The organism is Ruegeria sp. Alg231-54, from assembly GCF_900143525.1.
In the GTDB taxonomy this organism is placed as follows: Bacteria; Pseudomonadota; Alphaproteobacteria; order Rhodobacterales; family Rhodobacteraceae; genus Ruegeria.
This window is the reverse complement of record NZ_FREZ01000014.1, coordinates 44,042-60,909: the sequence shown is the minus strand read 5'-3', so window position 1 is coordinate 60,909 and position 16,868 is coordinate 44,042. Positions and strand designations below refer to the sequence as shown.

Annotated in this window: 17 protein-coding genes; 4 read left to right on the top strand and 13 right to left on the bottom strand. The window is 58.9% G+C overall.

All coding sequences use genetic code 11. The features are described 5' to 3' along the window. The first annotated feature begins 20 nt into the window (after positions 1-20). Positions 21-1,184 (top strand): benzoate/H(+) symporter BenE family transporter, encoded by a 1,164-nt coding sequence (locus DHN12_RS19985; protein ID WP_199913559.1) that lies wholly within the window; start codon positions 21-23, stop codon positions 1,182-1,184. 39 nt (positions 1,185-1,223) lie between these two features. Next, positions 1,224-1,556, top strand: a complete 333-nt coding sequence (locus tag DHN12_RS19980) for a DUF1992 domain-containing protein (protein WP_108861756.1) — start codon at positions 1,224-1,226, stop codon at positions 1,554-1,556. On the opposite strand, the gene DHN12_RS19975 is transcribed toward DHN12_RS19980, so the two are convergent. From DHN12_RS19975 to DHN12_RS19965, 3 genes are all read right to left on the bottom strand, one after another. Next, positions 1,553-1,924, bottom strand: coding sequence for a VOC family protein (locus tag DHN12_RS19975; RefSeq protein WP_108861755.1), 372 nt, complete (start codon positions 1,922-1,924; stop codon positions 1,553-1,555). The two genes, DHN12_RS19980 and DHN12_RS19975, sit on opposite strands and share 4 nt — an antisense overlap. Next, complete coding sequence (locus tag DHN12_RS19970; protein WP_108861754.1) at positions 1,921-2,703, bottom strand: crotonase/enoyl-CoA hydratase family protein; 783 nt, start codon at positions 2,701-2,703, stop codon at positions 1,921-1,923. Before DHN12_RS19970 ends, DHN12_RS19975 begins: the two co-directional genes overlap by 4 nt. Before the next feature lie 65 nt (positions 2,704-2,768). Next, a complete protein-coding gene (locus tag DHN12_RS19965; RefSeq protein ID WP_108861753.1) occupies positions 2,769-3,839 on the bottom strand; it encodes an SMP-30/gluconolactonase/LRE family protein in 1,071 nt (356 codons plus the stop codon). 95 nt (positions 3,840-3,934) lie between these two features. On the opposite strand from DHN12_RS19965, the gene DHN12_RS19960 reads away from it, so the two are divergent. Beyond that, positions 3,935-5,035 carry a pyridoxal phosphate-dependent aminotransferase gene (locus DHN12_RS19960; protein WP_108861810.1) on the top strand — a complete coding sequence of 367 codons (1,101 nt, stop codon included), beginning with the start codon at positions 3,935-3,937 and terminating at the stop codon, positions 5,033-5,035. Here DHN12_RS19960 and DHN12_RS19955 read toward each other — a convergent pair. The 6 genes from DHN12_RS19955 to DHN12_RS19930 form a co-directional block, all read right to left on the bottom strand. Beyond that, positions 5,032-6,228, bottom strand: a complete 1,197-nt coding sequence (locus tag DHN12_RS19955; protein WP_108861752.1) for an alanine--glyoxylate aminotransferase family protein — start codon at positions 6,226-6,228, stop codon at positions 5,032-5,034. The genes DHN12_RS19960 and DHN12_RS19955 overlap by 4 nt on opposite strands. A gap of 51 nt (positions 6,229-6,279) precedes the next feature. Beyond that, complete coding sequence (locus DHN12_RS19950) at positions 6,280-6,912, bottom strand: bifunctional 4-hydroxy-2-oxoglutarate aldolase/2-dehydro-3-deoxy-phosphogluconate aldolase (protein WP_108861751.1); 633 nt, start codon at positions 6,910-6,912, stop codon at positions 6,280-6,282. Positions 6,913-6,915: 3 nt separating this feature from the next. Further along, complete coding sequence (gene edd, locus DHN12_RS19945; protein WP_234416706.1) at positions 6,916-8,721, bottom strand: phosphogluconate dehydratase; 1,806 nt, start codon at positions 8,719-8,721, stop codon at positions 6,916-6,918. Positions 8,722-8,723: 2 nt separating this feature from the next. Further along, complete coding sequence (gene zwf / locus DHN12_RS19940) at positions 8,724-10,169, bottom strand: glucose-6-phosphate dehydrogenase (protein ID WP_108861749.1); 1,446 nt, start codon at positions 10,167-10,169, stop codon at positions 8,724-8,726. Positions 10,170-10,286: 117 nt separating this feature from the next. After that, positions 10,287-12,530 (bottom strand): phosphoenolpyruvate--protein phosphotransferase, encoded by a 2,244-nt coding sequence (gene ptsP, locus DHN12_RS19935; RefSeq protein ID WP_108861748.1) that lies wholly within the window; start codon positions 12,528-12,530, stop codon positions 10,287-10,289. Positions 12,531-12,576: 46 nt separating this feature from the next. After that, the gene (locus DHN12_RS19930) at positions 12,577-13,815 is read right to left on the bottom strand and encodes an aspartate kinase (RefSeq protein ID WP_058272246.1); all 1,239 of its coding nucleotides are present in this window, start codon (positions 13,813-13,815) and stop codon (positions 12,577-12,579) included. 165 nt (positions 13,816-13,980) lie between these two features. Between DHN12_RS19930 and DHN12_RS19925 the strand changes: the two genes are divergently transcribed. Beyond that, positions 13,981-14,334: a hypothetical protein gene (locus DHN12_RS19925; RefSeq protein WP_108861747.1), complete on the top strand. Its 354-nt coding sequence runs from the start codon at positions 13,981-13,983 to the stop codon at positions 14,332-14,334. Here the strand turns inward: DHN12_RS19925 and DHN12_RS19920 are convergent. From DHN12_RS19920 to DHN12_RS19905, 4 genes are all read right to left on the bottom strand, one after another. After that, positions 14,328-14,966, bottom strand: coding sequence for an SDR family NAD(P)-dependent oxidoreductase (locus DHN12_RS19920; RefSeq protein ID WP_108861746.1), 639 nt, complete (start codon positions 14,964-14,966; stop codon positions 14,328-14,330). The genes DHN12_RS19925 and DHN12_RS19920 overlap by 7 nt on opposite strands. 3 nt (positions 14,967-14,969) lie before the next feature. Beyond that, on the bottom strand, positions 14,970-15,413 hold the full coding sequence (locus tag DHN12_RS19915; protein WP_108861745.1) for a DUF1178 family protein: 444 nt from the start codon (positions 15,411-15,413) through the stop codon (positions 14,970-14,972). Positions 15,414-15,484: 71 nt separating this feature from the next. After that, the gene (locus tag DHN12_RS19910; protein WP_108861744.1) at positions 15,485-15,949 is read right to left on the bottom strand and encodes an NUDIX hydrolase; all 465 of its coding nucleotides are present in this window, start codon (positions 15,947-15,949) and stop codon (positions 15,485-15,487) included. A gap of 124 nt (positions 15,950-16,073) precedes the next feature. Beyond that, positions 16,074-16,817, bottom strand: coding sequence for an EcsC family protein (locus tag DHN12_RS19905; protein ID WP_058272251.1), 744 nt, complete (start codon positions 16,815-16,817; stop codon positions 16,074-16,076). Positions 16,818-16,868 lie beyond the last annotated feature (51 nt).

The window sequence follows — 16,868 nt, the reverse complement described above, 5'->3', positions numbered from 1 at the left end:
CAGACAACTCCGAGGAAGTCATGGCGCGCCCTTTCCCTCCCGTGCAGACAATTTCGACCGGGCTTGTGGTAGCGGTCGTAGGGTTTTTCAGCTCCTTCCCGATCGTGCTGCAGGGCCTTATTGCAATGGGTGCCTCGGAGGCTGAGGCGGCCTCTGGTTTGATGATGGCCGCGGTTGCAATGGGGTTAACGGCGATTGTGGTCAGCCTTTTGTACCGGCAGCCGATCAGCGTGGCATGGTCAACACCTGGTGCCGCCCTGCTGGCGGTCTCAGCGACCCCATTGGTCGGATTTTCTGATGCAGTTGGTGCATTTCTTTGCGCCGGAGCCCTGACTGTTGTTGCCGGATTGTGGCGTCCGCTTGGACGGCTTGCGGCCGCAATCCCGACAACACTTGCACAGGCCATGCTGGGCGGGGTTTTGCTGCCCTTGTGCATCATTCCGTTCAAGGCGGCAGTTGAGCTGCCCTGGCAAGCGCTGCCGGTCATTCTGACGTGGTTTATCGCCGGGCGGATCAATCGGTTGATCGCAGTTCCTGCCGCAGTGGTTGCCTCGGCAATCGTCGTTGTATTGAACGCCGGTGACGGTTCGGTCCGGCCCGAGCATCTGGTCGCCGCGCCCGTCTTGACCATGCCGACATTCTCTGTCGCATCGGTGATCGGGATCGGCATCCCCCTGTTCATCGTCACCATGGCTACGCAAAACATCCCCGGCATCGCCGTCATGCGCAGCTTTGGGTATGCGCCAATTGCTGGCAAGCTGTTCTCAGCCGTCGGAGGTGCCAGTATTCTGTCTGCCCCCTTTGGCGCTCCGGCCACGTGCCTTGCCGCAATTACCGCTGCGATGTGTTCAAACGAAGACAGCTACCCGGACCCGAACCAGCGTTACTGGTCAGCGGTTATGGCGGGTCTGTTTTACTGCGTCTTTGGCGTCTTTGCCGTGGCGATCACCGGGTTCGCGGCCCACGCCGACCCATTGCTCATGGGTACACTGACCGGCATTGCCCTGATCGGTGTGATGGCAAACGCGACCTTTGCAGCATTAGAGGTTTCCGCCGAGCGCGAAGCGGCGATTCTGACATTCGCCATCACCGCATCAGGAATCACCGTCTTCGGCCTGGGCGCTGCAGTCTGGGGTTTGGCCGCAGGTGGTATCGCCTATCTGGTTACCAACCGATCCAGATGACAGCTTTCCCCCGCTGTGCTGGTCGGGTACTATGAACCTATGTTTGGATCGCTCGGAAAACTGGTGGAACGCCAGATCAAAAAGGCGCAAGCCGAAGGTCAGCTAGAGGGGCTGGAAGGCGAAGGCCAGCCGCTGCCAGACCGTTCGTCCGAGGCTCAGACCGATCCGGCCGTCGCCGCCGGTCATCGGATCATGGCGCAAGCAGGCGTTCTGCCCGAAGAGTTCAGCATCAAGAAAGAATTAGATGCCGCGCGCAAAACCTATGCGTCGCAGTCCGACGCTGACAAGCGTAAGGTGACTATGGCTAAGATCGCTGAGCTTGAGATGCGATACAATATGGCCCGTGATGCACGACGGGCTTTTATGCGTTAATTGCCGGGCGCAAATGCCCTGCTTGACACGGAAATCGAGTTTCCCGATGGATCCTTGGCATTTGCGAAACTGTAACCATCCGCCGTGTGGATCGAACCAAATTTCAGCCCGTGCTGCGCGGCTTGTTTGCAAAACCCGGCAACGTCCACGACATCAAAAACGATTTTGACCGCTGCTTGCCCCTGCGGGGCGGCCTTGCTGGCCGGATTCAACAACAGGCGCAACCCGTCTTCGACAGGTACAAGCTCAACAATCCAGTCCCCTTCCAGTTGGCGCGCTGCATAGCCAAAATGTGTCTCATAGAAACGCGCCATCTTCTCGATATCCTTGGCGTAAAGGATCAATCGTGTGACAGGTGCCGAGATCATTTGAACTCTGGTTTGCGACCTTGCAAATTCGCCGCAATGACCTCCATCTGATCCGGTTTGCCAATCAGTTCGGCCTGCTCCGCGGATTCCTCCAGCAGCACCTCGGCGCGGGGTTTGGCTTCGGCGAACTCAATCAGGCGTTTGGCCGCGCGGATGGCCGATGGGCTTTGGCCGGCGATGTCTTCGGCCAAGGCCAATGCCTCGGTCAGTGGATCATCCGACAGCTTGGTGACCAGCCCCCAGTCCGCGGCCTGCGCGGCACCGATAGGGCGGGCCGTATAGGTCAACAGGCGTAAGACGTCCGACCGGACCAGCTTGGGCAGCAGAACCATCCCGCCCATGTCGGGGATCAGGCCCCACTTCATCTCCATCACGGCGAGTTTTGAATCGGGGTGGGCAATACGAATGTCTGCGCCCAACGCAAGTTGCAAACCGCCGCCATAGGCAGCCCCCTGAATGGCGCAAATGACGGGAACGGGTACGCGCTGCCAAACCAAGGCAACCTCCTGCACCTCATTGGCGTCTTTGTGGCTGCGGGCCATCAACCATTCGGTCGGGTCCGTTTGGGCCAGGCTCGCAAAGCTGGCCATGTCCAGTCCCGCACAAAAGCTTTTGCCTTCACCCGACAGCACCACCGCGCGCGCATCCGAGGCTGCCACCTCCTGCCCCGCAGAAATGATGGCCTTTATCATCGCATCATCCAGAGCATTCATCTTGTCGCCGCGCGTCAGAGTTACGTGCGCGATGTGATTTTTGTATTCGACGGATACGCGTGACATCTCAGGCCTCTCAATTCAGGTTAGGGGTACAATGCCCCGATGGTTCAGGCAGTTCCACCTCAACGTTAGGGCAGATTTGACGCAGGCATGCGCCCGAACCAGGGCGAATCCAATGTCATGACGTAGAAATGTCCCCCGGCCACCTTGCCACCCGTGGTGATGCCCAACCGGCCGTCAGGATCCTGCAAGGTTTGCAGGATGTTCCCGTCGCCATCAAACTGCACCATCATCCCGCGATGGATCGGCGCAGGCCGCACCGTCGGCCCCAGGCGCCAGATCACCTTGCGCAAGAACGGGTATGGCATCAGCGCCTCGCTCGGCACGCGCGGGCTGGCAAAGGCCATCCAATAAGTACCATCGCCCTGTGCCTCGATGTTGTCAGGGTAGCCGGGCAGATTGTCCATCAGCACCTCTTGCTGCCCTGTCTTCGGGCCCGTCAGCCAAAGCTTGTGCACCCGAGCGCGCCCGGTTTCGGCAATTAGCAGAAAATCCTCATCCGGCGACACCGCAACGCCGTTTGTATAGACAAAACCTTCGGCCAGTTTCTCGGTCGTGCCATCGGGCGCGTGGCGGGCAACGTAACCGGTGTCCGATTGCTCCCAGATGGTCAGGACCGAGGTCGGCTTGGTCCCGCCCATCGTTTCGGGATCGAACCGATCGGACGAGTTTGAGAAATAGATCGTCCCATCCTTCGCCACGTCCAATTGATTTGCATAGATCACCGGCGTGCCGTTTATCTCGGACACGACTGACTGCAGCGTACCGGGGCCGGTCCATCGCATGATGCCGCGGAAGCTGTCGGCGATGTAAAGCACCCCATCCGGACCGACCGTCAGGCCCAAGGGACGACCACCGAGGTCGTCAACTTTCACCGGGACCTCGCCGTCTATCCGGTATAGAGCCCCGGACAGGCTGGTCGTGTAGACGGACCCGTCGGGCATGATGGCAATGTCTTCGGGGCCTTTCTCACCGTCAGGCAACGAGATCAGCTTCAGCTGGTCCAACGCATTGTTCTCCGCAAAGTCACCAGTGAAACCCGGTGCTTCGGGTGGGGTCCATGCCACCGGTTGAACCGGGACCGGCCAGAAAACCAGATAGGCGAGGCCGACAATCAACAAGCCCAAAACTATGCGCATGCGCGCTCCTCCCTTTAATCGTTACGCGAACAATGCGGAGCAGCATCCTGCAACGCAAGCTTGCCTGTCGTATGACCTTACGTTTATCTGCCCCCATGACAGAGCCACGCTATACCCCGCTTGCCCAATCCCTGCCTGCAACCGTGCCGTTTGTTGGCCCCGAAACGCAGGAACGCCAGCGTGGCGCGCCATTTGTGGCGCGGCTGGGCGCAAATGAAAGCGTGTTTGGACCCTCTCCGCACGCCATAGCGGCAATGGCAGAAACGGGGATCTGGATGTATGGCGATCCGGAAAACCACGATCTGCGCGCTGCATTGGCGGATCACCATGGAGTCGGGTCGGAAAACATCGTGGTTGGCGAAGGCATTGACGGGCTGTTGGGTTACCTGGTGCGGCTACTGGTCGGATCCGGAGACGCGGTCGTCACCTCAGATGGGGCATACCCAACCTTCAACTACCATGTGACGGGGTTCGGCGGAACGCTCCACAAAGTGCCGTATCGCGACGACCACGAGGACCCGGCGGCGCTGTTTGCCAAGGCGGGTGAAGTGGATGCCAAGCTGGTGTATCTGGCCAATCCTGACAACCCGATGGGTAGCTGGCATTCCGGAGCGGAAATCGTGGCGGCGCTGGACGATCTGCCGGACGGGTGTTTGCTTGTATTGGACGAGGCCTATGTGGAATGTGCGCCCGAAGGCACCGCCGCCCCTGTGGCAGCAGACGATCCGCGGGTGATCCGGATGCGGACTTTTTCCAAGGTCTATGGCATGGCCGGCGCGCGGGTTGGGTATGCCATCGGCGCACCCGGCCTGATTTCGGCCTTCAACAAGGTGCGCAACCATTTCGGAATGAACCGAGCCGCGCAGGCCGGTGCGCTGGCCGCACTGAAGGATGCCGAGTGGCTAAATCATGTTCAGACCAAGATTACCGAAGCGCGTGACCGGATTGGCCATATTGCACGAGAGAACGGTTTGGCGCCCTTGCCCTCGGCCACCAACTTCGTTGCCATTGATTGCGGGAAGGATGGAGCCTTTGCCAAGGCGGTTCTGGACTCGCTGGTTGCGCAGGGCATTTTCTTGCGTATGCCCTTTGCCGCCCCGCAAAATCGCTGCATCCGCGTCAGCTGCGGCGAGGCATCCGATCTGGATGCTTTTGCCACAGCATTGCCAAAAGCGCTTGCCGAGGCGCGGCGTTAGGTCTTCGACGCAAGCACCGCAGCTGCAGCTTCTAACGCGCCTTTGCCGCGAGGGATATCCAGCGCGGCCAAGGCTGTTTCCACACCGCCCAACGTAGCCATAACCATCTGGCCGTTGACGTGACCCATATGGCCAAGACGGAAGCATCCTTCCCAGTCGTCCATCCCCAGACCAATACCAAGGGTCAACCCCAGTTGGTTTTCTGTGAACTTGCGCAATGGCGTGCCGCGCCCCTCGGTCAGTCGCAAGGCGGTGACAGCGTGGCTGCGGTGATGACGATCAGAAACATTCAGATGCAGCGCGCCACCTTGCGCCCAGATTTCACATGCTTCCCAGATCGCCTTAGCAAGGCGTTCGTGGCGCGCCCAAACCTGTTCCATCCCCTCGGCATGGATCATGTCCAGCGCCGTACGCAAACCGTAGAGGTGATGGGTTGGCGCGGTGCCGTTGAAATACTGATAGAACAGGTCGGGGTTGGATCGTGTCTGCCAGTCCCAATACTGCGAAACTCGTGGCATAGCGGCCCGTTTGGCCTGTGCTTTGTCATTGAAGAAGACAAAGCCGGTGCCAGCGGGTGTCATCAGCCCTTTCTGGCAAGCCGTAACCGTAACATCGACTCCCCAGGCATCCATTTCGAACCGGTCACACCCCAGCGAGGCAATGCAATCCGCCATCAAAAGCGCCGGGTGGCCCAGATCGTCCAACAAGGCGCGTAGTGCTGGAATGTCGTTCCGGATTGAACTTGAGGTGTCGACATGAACGGCCAGCACCGCCTTGATCATGTGGGCTTTGTCGTCGCGCAACACCCCGGCAATTCGGTCGAAATCCCATGCCGAGGACGAGCCGAAGTCGATCAATTGAACCTTGGCGCCGATACCCTCGGCCATCTCGGCCCAGCCATGGGTAAATCGGCCAGATGCGGGGGCTAGAACGGTTTCACCGGGCGCGATGACGTTGGACAGCGCCGCTTCCCACGTTCCGTGGCCGTTAGAGATATAGATAGCAACGCTATGCTCGGTCCGCGCCACGCGACACAGATCGCGGGTCAGTGACGGCATCATCTCGATCAACTCGCCTTCGTAGATATTCGGCGACGGGCGGTGCATGGCTTGCAACACCGCGTCTGGAATGACCGAAGGTCCTGGAATCGCCAGATATTCGCGCCCTTGCGCCAGGGAAATGGAGTTTGTCATGGGATCAACCTGTATGAATTGACGCCCACCCTAGCGCAGCTTTAAGCGGCGTCAATCCATCAGCTTGGAGGCCGCGCGCGCAAGGTTTTCGATACCGGCCCAATCCCCATCAATGACCATCTGTTTAGGTGCAACCCAGCTTCCGCCCGCGCAGACCACATTGGACAAGGACAGGTAATCCCTCGCATTTTCGGGGGAGACGCCACCGGTCGGGCAAAACTTGATTTGCGGCAACGGTGCGCCGATCGCTTTCAACGCAGGCGCACCACCCGATGCCTCGGCCGGGAAGAACTTGAGCATGTCATAGCCCTTTTCCAACAGACGCATCGCCTCACTGGCCGTGGCAGCGCCGGGCAACAAGGGCAGGCCTTCGGCCTCGCAGGCCGCGATTAGAATGTCGGTGGCACCGGGCGAGACCCCGAATTGCGCGCCTGCCTCTTTCGCGGCGCGCACATCTTCGGGCGTGACCAAAGTTCCTGCGCCGACGACGCCGCCCGGCACATCCGCCATCGCGCGGATCGCGTCCAGCGCGGCGGGGGTGCGCAGAGTAACCTCAAGCGCGGGGAGACCACCTGCGACAAGCGCCTCGGCCAATGGGCGCGCCTGAGCCGTGTCATCGACGACAAGGACAGGAACAATGGGCGCAAGTGCGCAGATTTCACGTGTGCGTTGGGTTTTGGACATGGGTCAAACTCCGAAAATACTGGCGCCGGTGTCTGCTGATCCGACATTTTGCCGGAAGGTAGCGAAGAGGTCGCGCCCTACGCCGTGTTGGTTGGCCGACAGATCAGCAGTGGCAGGCGTACGGTCCAGAACCCCGGGGGTCAGAATCTCCAACTCGCCCTTCACCGCATCGACGCGCAAGATGTCGCCATCCTGCAGGTAAGCGATCGGCCCGCCATCCAGCGCCTCGGGACAGATGTGGATCGCCGCAGGGACTTTACCAGACGCGCCGGACATACGACCATCGGTTACAAGCGCCACCTTTTGCCCACGGCCCTGCAAGATCGAAAGGATCGGCGTCAGCGAGTGTAGCTCGGGCATGCCATTTGCTTTGGGTCCCTGGAACCGGACAACAACGATGACGTCGCCGGTGAACTCTCCGGCCTTGAATGCGGCTTTCGCCTCATCCTGATCATGGAACACGCGTACAGGCGCTTCGACAACCTGATGTTCCGGGGCGACGGCCGAAACCTTCATCACGCCGGTGCCCAAATTGCCAGTCAGGCGCGACAAACCACCAGTGGGTTGGAACGGGTCTTTCGCCGGGCGGACGATTTTTTCGTTCAGGCTGTGGCCGGCACCGTCTTCCCAAACCAGCTCACCGTTCTTCAGCTTCGGTTCTTTGGTATAATTCTGCAGCCCCTGCCCCGCGACAGTCAGAGTGTCGGGGTGCAGCAGCCCGTCTTCCAGTAGCGTTCCAATGCAGTACCCAAGACCACCCGCTGCGTGGAAGTGGTTCACGTCTGCCAGACCGTTTGGATAAACCCGCGCAACCAAAGGCACCACGGCGGAAATGTCAGAAAAATCCTGCCAATCCAACACTATACCACCTGCGCGCGCCATTGCGATCAGATGGATCAGCAGGTTGGTTGACCCACCCGTGGCCATCAGCCCCACGATGCCGTTCACAAACGCCCACTCATCCAAAACCTGATAGACCGGCGTATAATGATTGCCCAGCGCACTCAGCGACAGGGCGCGGCGCGCGCCCTCCTCGGTCAGTGCGTCCCGCAGAGGCGTGTTGGGATTCACAAAGCTGGAGCCCGGCAAGTGCAGGCCCATGAATTCCATCAGCATCTGATTGGTGTTCGCGGTGCCATAAAAAGTACAAGTGCCCGGTCCGTGATACGCGGCCATTTCAGCGGCCATAAGCTCGTCACGGCCGATCTCTCCTGCGGCAAATTTCTGGCGAATCTTGGCTTTTTCATCGTTGGGCAGACCGCTGGTCATCGGTCCGGCTGGCAGGAACACAGCGGGCAGGTGGCCGAACGCCTGTGCGCCGATAATCAAACCGGGCACGATCTTGTCACAGACGCCTAAGAAAACGGCCGCATCGTAGGTGTTGTGGCTCAGCGCCACTCCGGTCGCCAGGGCAATCACGTCCCGGGAAAACAGAGACAACTCCATCCCTGCCTCGCCTTGGGTGACACCGTCACACATGGCTGGCACGCCACCCGCAACTTGTGCAGTGCCACCTGCGGCTCGGATCGCATCGCGGATCAGGCCGGGATATCGCTCGAAAGGCTGGTGGGCAGAAAGCATGTCGTTATAGGCGGTGACGATGCCCAGATTACCGGCCGTATCAGTGGCCATCGCTTGCTGATCCTCTCCCGCACCGGCATAGGCGTGGGCTTGACCGCTGCAAGACAAATGCGCGCGCGCCGGTCCCTTGGATCGGGCATGCTCCATACGCTCAATATGCGGGCCGCGCAGTTCGGCGCTGCGGTCGATGATACGTTGAGTGACGTCGGTGATGACTGAATGTACCATGATTACCCTCCGATCTGACGCCAGCGGCGCCCATCGCGATGCATCAGCATCAGCGCTTCTTCTGGGCCGGAACTGCCCTGATCATATTTTGCGGGGCGATCTCCACGCTCTTCCCAACTGTGAATAATGGGATCAACCCAGGCCCAGGCGGCTTCGGCCTCGTCCCCGCGCATGAACAGGGTTTGGTCGCCGCGGATAACGTCCATCACCAAACGCTCATATGCATCCGGCGATTGTGCTTCGTCCCCAAGCGCCTCGGCAAAACTCATGTCCAGTGCAACATCTGACAGGCGGAACCCGCCCTGCCCCGGTTCTTTGATCGTCGTGCGCAGGGTAATACCTTCGTCCGGTTGCAGGCGGATCACCAGCACGTTGCCGTGCAGCGGGCCGACATTGGGGAAGATCGTATGCGGCGGATCCCGGAAAAACACCGCGATTTCGGATTCGCGAGCCCGCAGGCGTTTTCCAGTTCGCAAATAGAACGGCACACTGGCCCAGCGCCAGTTGCCGATATGAGCCTTAAGAGCGATGTAGCTTTCGGTGCGGCTTGCGGGGTTGCCAACATGATCCAAATAACCGTCGCCGCCCTTGCTCGAACGGTATTGACCGCGTGCGATGTCAGACGGCGCAACGGGCTCCAGCGCCTCGATCACCTTGACCTTCTCGTCACGCACGGCGTTGGGCGAAAATTTGGACGGAGGTTCCATCGCAGTCAGGCACAATAGCTGAACCAGATGGTTCTGCACCATGTCCCGCATTGCACCGGACTGATCGTAATAGGCTCCGCGCCCTTCGACGCCAACAGTCTCGGCCACTGTAATCTGAACATGATCGACATGTGTCGCGTTCCAGAGAGGTTCGAACAGGGAATTGGCAAAGCGCAGCGCCATCAGGTTCTGGACCGTTTCCTTTCCCAAATAGTGGTCGATCCGATATATCTGATGCTCTTCAAAGCAGGCTCGCAGCCCGGAGTTCAGCGCCTGGGCCGAAGCGAGGTCGTGGCCAAAGGGTTTTTCGACCACGATACGGCTGTCGGGCGTCGCCATACCATGATCGCTGAGCCTTTTTGCGATACCGGAGAAAAGGCTGGGGCCAACCGACAGGTAGAACGCGCGTACAACGTCAGGACGCAAGGTATTGGCAAGGTCTGTCCAACCGGAGTCTCCCAGTGCGTCAACGGGAACGTATTCAACATGGCTCAGAAACTGTTCCAGAACGTCCTTTTTGAACGCAGGCGCAAATTCTTTCATCGAGGCGCGTATTTGGTCACGGAACCCGTCACTGTTCATGTCGGACCGCGCCGTGCCGATGATCTTTGCGTCTTCGGGCATCTGGCCGACTTCGAACCGATGATAGAGCCCGGGCAAGATCTTGCGCTGCGCCAGATCGCCGGTCGCGCCGAATAGCACCAGATCGAACGGGTCTACCGGGATTACGCGTGAAACCATCTATGGGCTCCTTCAAATCTGCTGGCATCACTCAGGCGAAGTTATCACTGGTCCTTGTGATGCAAGCATTGTTACCGCTAACATTCAGGCACTGAATAGGGAAGCGCAACTGGAAAATCAACCCTGATTCCGCAACCACTCCATTACCGAGGATCGAACCGATTGGTCTCCACGATGGCGGGCGTCAGCGATGATCTTACGCAGTGACTGCAGGTCGGCGCGCAACAGCACGCTTTTGACCGGGCCTATCGACGCAGGGCGCATGGACAAGGTCCGAATACCCATAGCTGCCAGACATAGCGCCTCAACCGGTCGCCCGGCATCCTCGCCACAGAAAGACAACGGCGTGTTCGAGATATTGCAGCGTTCGACAATCCGTTCGATGAAGGTCAGGAAGCTGACATTCAGCGTATCATAGCGTCGGCGCACCAGTTCGTTTTCGCGGTCAGCGGCAAAAAAGAACTGTTTCAGGTCGTTGCCCCCGATCGAGACGAAATCGACCTCATCAAAGAATTTCTGCGGGGCAAAGGCGAGAGACGGCGTTTCCAGCATTGCGCCAACTTCGATCGATTCTGGTAGCACATGACCAAGGCGCTTTTCGCGTTCGATGGTCTTTTTCACTTCCCAACGTGCCTCACGGTATTCTTCGGCCTGCGCCACAAACGGGAACATGATTGTCAAAGGTCGCCCATTGGCTGCACGCATCAACGCCTGCAACTGCATCCGCATCACGCCGCGTTTGTCCAGACCAACGCGAATAGCGCGCCAGCCCAAAGCCGGGTTCGGCTCTTCGACGTGCTTCATGTAGGGCAGAACTTTATCCGACCCGATATCCAGTGTGCGGAACACCACGCGCATGTCGCCAGCAGCATCCATGACGCGTTGATACTGTGTCACAAGCTCGGACCGCTTGGGCATCTGGTTGCGGATCAGGAACTGAAGCTCGGTGCGAAACAGGCCCACACCCTCGGCCCCGGAATTGCCCAACGACGGCAGATCCGCCATCAGGCCCGCATTCATAACCAGATTGATCCGTTCACCATCGCGCGTCACTGTCGGAGTATCACGAATCGAGGCATAGCGTTCCTGAGCTTTGGCCTGCATGGCAATTTTATCGCGAAACGCGGAGACAACTGTATCTTCCGGACGCAGTTGGACCATGCCCTGATCGCCATCGACCAGAATATGATCTCCGTTCAATGCCTCCGTGGTGATGTGCCCAACGTGAACCACCAGTGGAATTGCCAGGGCGCGAGCCACAATCGTTGCGTGGCTACCGACTGAGCCTTCCTCAAGAACGATCCCTTTCAACGAGCGACCATATTCCAGCAGATCCCCAGGCCCGATATTTCGGGCAACCAGGATCGGATCGGGTGGCAGGTCGGCTCCGTTGGTGCCCCCCTGCCCGGTCAGGATACGCAGCAGCCGGTTACTGAGGTCATCCAGGTCTGCCAGCCGTTCACGCAGATAGGGATCGGTAACCTGCCCCATGCGGGCGCGGGCTTGCGATTGCTCTTTCTCAACCGCGGCTTCAGCGCTAAGGCCCAGGGCAATGTCCTCTTCCATCCGACGCATCCAGCCTTTGGAATTGGCAAACATGCGATAGGCTTCCAGAACCTGCAATTGCTCCGTGTCACCGCCCTGCGAAATCTCAAGCATCTTGTCGACACCCACGCGCAGCTCATCCACGGCTTCGTTCAGACGTTCGCGTTCGCGATGGGGATCGTCGGCAATCGGGTTGGTGACAACAACACGGGGTTCATGCAACCAGACATGCCCTTCTGCAGATCCTTCCTGTGCTGGTCCACCCTCAAATTGCACCGATTGCTGGTGCCGGGGTGAAAGCGCTGCGCCCTCGCCCACAAAGGCACCAAGCTCGGTCATTTCGGCCAAGACCATGGCGACCACTTCCAGCGCATAGACCTCGTCAGCAGAATACACGCGCGCATCACGGGATTGAACGACCAGTACGCCCAGCTTTTCACCCAAACGCTGGATCGGCACCCCAAGGAAAGACGAGAACCTCTCTTCACCAGTTTCCGGCATGTACCGAAACCCTTTGGTCGAAGGCGCGTCTGCAGTATTCACGACCTTGCCGGATTGCGCGACATGACCCACAAGGCCTTCACCCAACCGCATACGTGTTTTGTGAACCGCCTCTGGCGACAACCCTTCGGTCGCGCAAAGCTCAAGGGTGTCTGCATCCCGGAACAGATAGATCGAGCACACCTCGGCCCGAATACTGTCGGCAATCAAATGCGTGATCCGGTCAAGACGTTCCTGACCGGCGGCTTCGCTTGCCATCTCTTCGCGCAGCCGCCCCAGCAGCTTGCGGGATTCTGTTTCGGTGCCTTGCGCCATATCCCACCCAAATTACGGAATCAGGCGAGACCTTTGGCAGAAATGCTCAGGCCGCCTTGTCCAATTCAAAGGCATCATGCAGTGCCTGAACAGCAAGTTCCATGTATTTCCTGTCGACTAGGACGGAAATTTTTATCTCAGAGGTTGTAATGACCTTGATGTTGATCCCCTCATCCGAGAGTATCTTGAACATCTTGGCCGCCACACCCGACTGCGAGCGCATGCCGATCCCCACGACCGAGACCTTGCAAACATCCTGGTCCGCGACCAGTTCGGCATAGTTCAGCTCACCCGCATCCTTGATTGCCAGCAATGCCTGTTCGGCGCGTGCCACCTGATCGGTGGGGCAGGAGAAGGTCATGTCCGTGCGCCCCTCGTCCGAGATGTTCTGCACGATCATATCGACATTCACGCCCGCATCGCTGAGCGCGGTAAAAATGATCGACGCGATGCCCGGGCGGTCAGCCACCGATACAACGGTCATCTTGGCTTCGTCGCGGGAATAGGCCACACCGGCCACAACATTGGATTCCATGATATCCTCCTCATCGCAGACCAGCGTACCGGCCTCGTCGGATTGTTCTTCAAAGCTTGAGAGAACGCGCAGCTTCACCTTATACCGCATCGCCAATTCAACCGAACGGGTCTGCAGCACCTTTGCCCCCAGCGAGGCCAATTCCAGCATTTCCTCGAACGAAATGCGGTCCAGCTTGCGTGCCTTCTCGCAGATGCGCGGGTCGGTGGTATAGACACCGTCAACGTCCGTGTAGATGTCGCACCGCTCGGCACCGAAGGCGGCGGCAAATGCCACGGCGGTGGTGTCCGACCCACCCCGGCCCAGGGTCGTGATACGGCCTTCGGGGCTAATGCCCTGGAACCCGGCGACGACGGCAACCTTCATGCCCTCACCAAACTTCTGGTTCAGGTTATCGGTCGGAATTTCTTCGATCCGGGCCTGGCTGTGGGCGCTGGTGGTCATCAGCGGAACCTGCCAGCCCTGCCAGCTGCGGGCCGGGACATCCATTTCCTGCAACGTCAACGCCATCAGGCCAGCGGTGATATTCTCACCCGAGGACACGACGGCATCATATTCGCGCGCATCGTATAGTGGCGATGTTTCGTCGACCCAGCCCACAAGCTCGTTTGTCTTGCCGGACATGGCCGAGACGATGACGATCACGTCATACCCCTTCGCCACTTCGACGCCGATGCGCTTCGCTGCGCGGCGGATACGGTCAAGGTTGGCAACCGACGTGCCGCCAAATTTCATCACGAGTAAGGGCATGGGGGCAAGTGTCTCCGCGCCTTGGATTTCTGATCCCGTGCGTCTTATGCGAGGGGGGGCGCGAGGGCAAGAGTTCAAAACCGGTCGGATGGCCGCATCTGACCGCTTTACAACCGACACAGAGGCTGTCAGCCTGCACCCCGCAATTACTCCCAGAGGTTTTCCATGTTCCGCGTTGCTGCAGTCTTCGCCCTTTTGTCTTCATCCGCCTTTGCGCAGGTTTCAACGCTGGCAGCAACCGACGGCAAGAATGCTTTGGGCACGGTGCCCTGTGCCAAAGCCGGTGCGGCGCTAAGCAGCTGCCACGCCGAACTGCGACACCATGACGACGGGACCACGACCCTGGCAGTGGGACTGGGCGGCGCCGAAGTGCGCAGCATCTATTTCACGGATGGCATCCCGACCTCTAGCAGCTCACCTGCCCGGATCAGCCATGAAACACGGGGCGATTTAACGGTGGTCTTCATCGATCCGGATGAAGTTTACGAAATCCCCACGGCAGCGTTGAAACGTCAATAATCGTGCGGCTGACCGTCCCAGGTTTCAAAACACCCGGTTGTGGCAAGTGACAATGCGCCAAAGCGGTCAAGCAACCCGTCGGCAGCCTGATCAACAGTGATCGCAGCCTGAGTGCCCCCCATATCCGTCTGCACCCAACCCGGATGGTAGATGCCAACGGCGACTCCATCCGCGCGCAGATCCGTCGCCAGATTGCGCCCCAGATTCAGAGCCGCCGCCTTGGACGCGCGATAGATATAGCTGCCACCGGGCGCGCGCGTATGCGACGCCATCTGGGACGACAGGATCGCAACCTTGCCTTTCGCGGCCTGAAGATTGGGCAAAAGCGCCTGCACGGTCAGAAACACGCCCGTCACATTGGTCGCAAAACTCTGCGCCCACATGTCGGCAGGATAGCCGTCTATGCCGTGGCCTTTGTCCAGATAGACCCCGGCGTTGCAGATCAACAGATCAACCGGACGACCCGCAAGCCCTTCTGCCATAGAAGCCTGCTGCTTCGGGTCTGTCACATCCAGTACAAGCTGCGCACTGGAATCCCGCGCGGTTCCGGTTACGTCATGGCCCTGCGCGCGATAACGATCTGCCAGAGCTTGTCCAATTCCGCGATTAGCCCCGGTGATGACGATATGCATGGGTCAGTTCGTTTTACGGGTGGGTAGGAAAGGCAACGGCGAAACTGGCACCCCGTCTTCGATCAACGCTTTGGCCTCATCGGGTTTGGCTTCGCCATAGATCGCGCGTTCGGGCGCATCGCCCAAATGGATCTTACGCGCCTCTTTGGCAAAATCCTTACCGACATAGTCCGAGTTTTCCTCGACCTTGCGGCGCAGATCGGCCAGCACCTTCTCGATATCTGGCGACGGGGTCGCGACATCCACTTGTTTGCTTTGTGGTTCAGTTGTCTGGGCATTGCGGGCCGGACGAACGCGAGGGGTCATGATAGCCTTATCTACTTGCGCGTCACCACACACAACGCAGGTCACCATACCTGCGGAGGCGAGTTTGTCGTAAGCGGCGGCCGATTGAAACCAACTGTCAAATGTATGGTCTCGGCTGCATTTCAGCGAATATTGAATCATGGTCCGTCCATTTTCCGGTAGGCAAATAGATACCGACAGACATGGCAAGATCAAGCCCTTCGCAAGGCGACTCAGTGTAGAATCGGGCCAAGACGGCGTAACAAAAGGGACAGTTCCCGCGATTTCACCAGAGAGGCCGCTTTTTTAGGCGAAACCCATTCTCGCTTTCGTTGGGCCCGTTCAGGAAATTCAGGCGCAATGGACGTAACACAGAGGGGAAAGACATCCACCAGACACAATACGGGGTTCGTACTGGAGCGGGGTTTCAAATATGAGAAACGACCCATGGGCTTGATTGCGCAATTGCCTTTAACCCCAGCCTCTTCCCAAGCTTCTCGTCTGGCGGTTTGCGACGGTGTCATATCCTCGATCAGCCAGCCCTTCGGTATGATCCAGCGCTTGGATTTGCGCGTTGTGATCAGCAAAACCCTGAGCTTTCCGTGTTTGATGCGATAGCAGAGCGCTGCCGATTGATGCTTAAGCCGCAGGTGCTGTTCGCTTCCCCGCAGACACGTCGGTTGCCTCGCACCGATCACGCCGCACCACCTTTCAAACTGCTTTCATCCTCAATCGCCGACCTTTGAGGTTTTTATACATTTAGCGGCCGGCTGGGGTCAGAATACCATATGGTGCGGTTTCTTCCAAGCATTTAGGTCGGTTTCAAACGCGGGCAGCCAGCTTCCGAACCAGATCTTCATGCGGGATATCGGCATCGATTGCCAGTCGCCGCAACCCGAAGTGAACGCGCGCCACCTGCTGATAGTACCGGGTGTAGACGTAGTTCGTACCACCACCTGCGATCGCACCCAGAACTGGTATCGATTGCGCCGCCAGCTTCTGGCCCAGTACAATGGACAGACGCGGCGCTACCGCTGAAATTAGCTTCTGCATCGCTGGGCCAGTCAACGTCAGGCGGACCGAAAAGAAGCCCAGATCTGCGCCATCGTCAAAAGACAGTGGTCCAGCTGCAGACAGGACCCGAACGCAATCAAATTTGACGCCTTCCTCGGACGGATCGAACCCTTCGCGGAACGCCGCACCCTGAATGGCACGCAATAGCATGGCGGTCGTAGCAGGCAATTCCATCAGGGCAGTCGACACGCCACCCATGCCGCCAGCAGCCCCCATCGCCGTTGCGACAGCCGTGTTCACCCACGGCTTTTGATCAGGAACGGCGCGACGCGAACCCTCGGCTGCGTGCATCGCTAGCCAAAGCGCCTGTTCGGTGGCCCCTGTCAGCCCCTCCCGCACAGATACAGGAAGTTGTTCCAGTAAGGATTCCGCCGACCCCCCCAAACTGTTCAACAGTTTAACACCGGGACCTCCGGCGGTTCTGTAATACTTGGCCAACCGATCCAATTCGGCATCGGTATCCAGCTTTTCGACTAGAAGCACGTCCTGCATATAAGCCCTCCTGACGTTAAACATCGGGGCTGAACGGCAGGGTTTCAATAG

Coding starts and splice junctions, on each gene's coding strand:
- DHN12_RS19920 (WP_108861746.1), bottom strand. CDS start 14,966: ATGCATATCGTCATCACCGGGGCTAATCGCGGAATTGGACAAGCTCTG.
- zwf (WP_108861749.1), bottom strand. CDS start 10,169: ATGGTTTCACGCGTAATCCCGGTAGACCCGTTCGATCTGGTGCTATTC.
- DHN12_RS19925 (WP_108861747.1), top strand. CDS start 13,981: ATGTTCCGCGTTGCTGCAGTCTTCGCCCTTTTGTCTTCATCCGCCTTT.
- DHN12_RS19975 (WP_108861755.1), bottom strand. CDS start 1,924: ATGATCTCGGCACCTGTCACACGATTGATCCTTTACGCCAAGGATATC.
- ptsP (WP_108861748.1), bottom strand. CDS start 12,530: ATGGCGCAAGGCACCGAAACAGAATCCCGCAAGCTGCTGGGGCGGCTG.
- DHN12_RS19960 (WP_108861810.1), top strand. CDS start 3,935: ATGACAGAGCCACGCTATACCCCGCTTGCCCAATCCCTGCCTGCAACC.
- DHN12_RS19980 (WP_108861756.1), top strand. CDS start 1,224: ATGTTTGGATCGCTCGGAAAACTGGTGGAACGCCAGATCAAAAAGGCG.
- DHN12_RS19970 (WP_108861754.1), bottom strand. CDS start 2,703: ATGTCACGCGTATCCGTCGAATACAAAAATCACATCGCGCACGTAACT.
- edd (WP_234416706.1), bottom strand. CDS start 8,721: ATGGTACATTCAGTCATCACCGACGTCACTCAACGTATCATCGACCGC.
- DHN12_RS19950 (WP_108861751.1), bottom strand. CDS start 6,912: ATGTCCAAAACCCAACGCACACGTGAAATCTGCGCACTTGCGCCCATT.
- DHN12_RS19915 (WP_108861745.1), bottom strand. CDS start 15,413: ATGATTCAATATTCGCTGAAATGCAGCCGAGACCATACATTTGACAGT.
- DHN12_RS19965 (WP_108861753.1), bottom strand. CDS start 3,839: ATGCGCATAGTTTTGGGCTTGTTGATTGTCGGCCTCGCCTATCTGGTT.
- DHN12_RS19905 (WP_058272251.1), bottom strand. CDS start 16,817: ATGCAGGACGTGCTTCTAGTCGAAAAGCTGGATACCGATGCCGAATTG.
- DHN12_RS19985 (WP_199913559.1), top strand. CDS start 21: ATGGCGCGCCCTTTCCCTCCCGTGCAGACAATTTCGACCGGGCTTGTG.
- DHN12_RS19930 (WP_058272246.1), bottom strand. CDS start 13,815: ATGCCCTTACTCGTGATGAAATTTGGCGGCACGTCGGTTGCCAACCTT.
- DHN12_RS19955 (WP_108861752.1), bottom strand. CDS start 6,228: ATGACAAACTCCATTTCCCTGGCGCAAGGGCGCGAATATCTGGCGATT.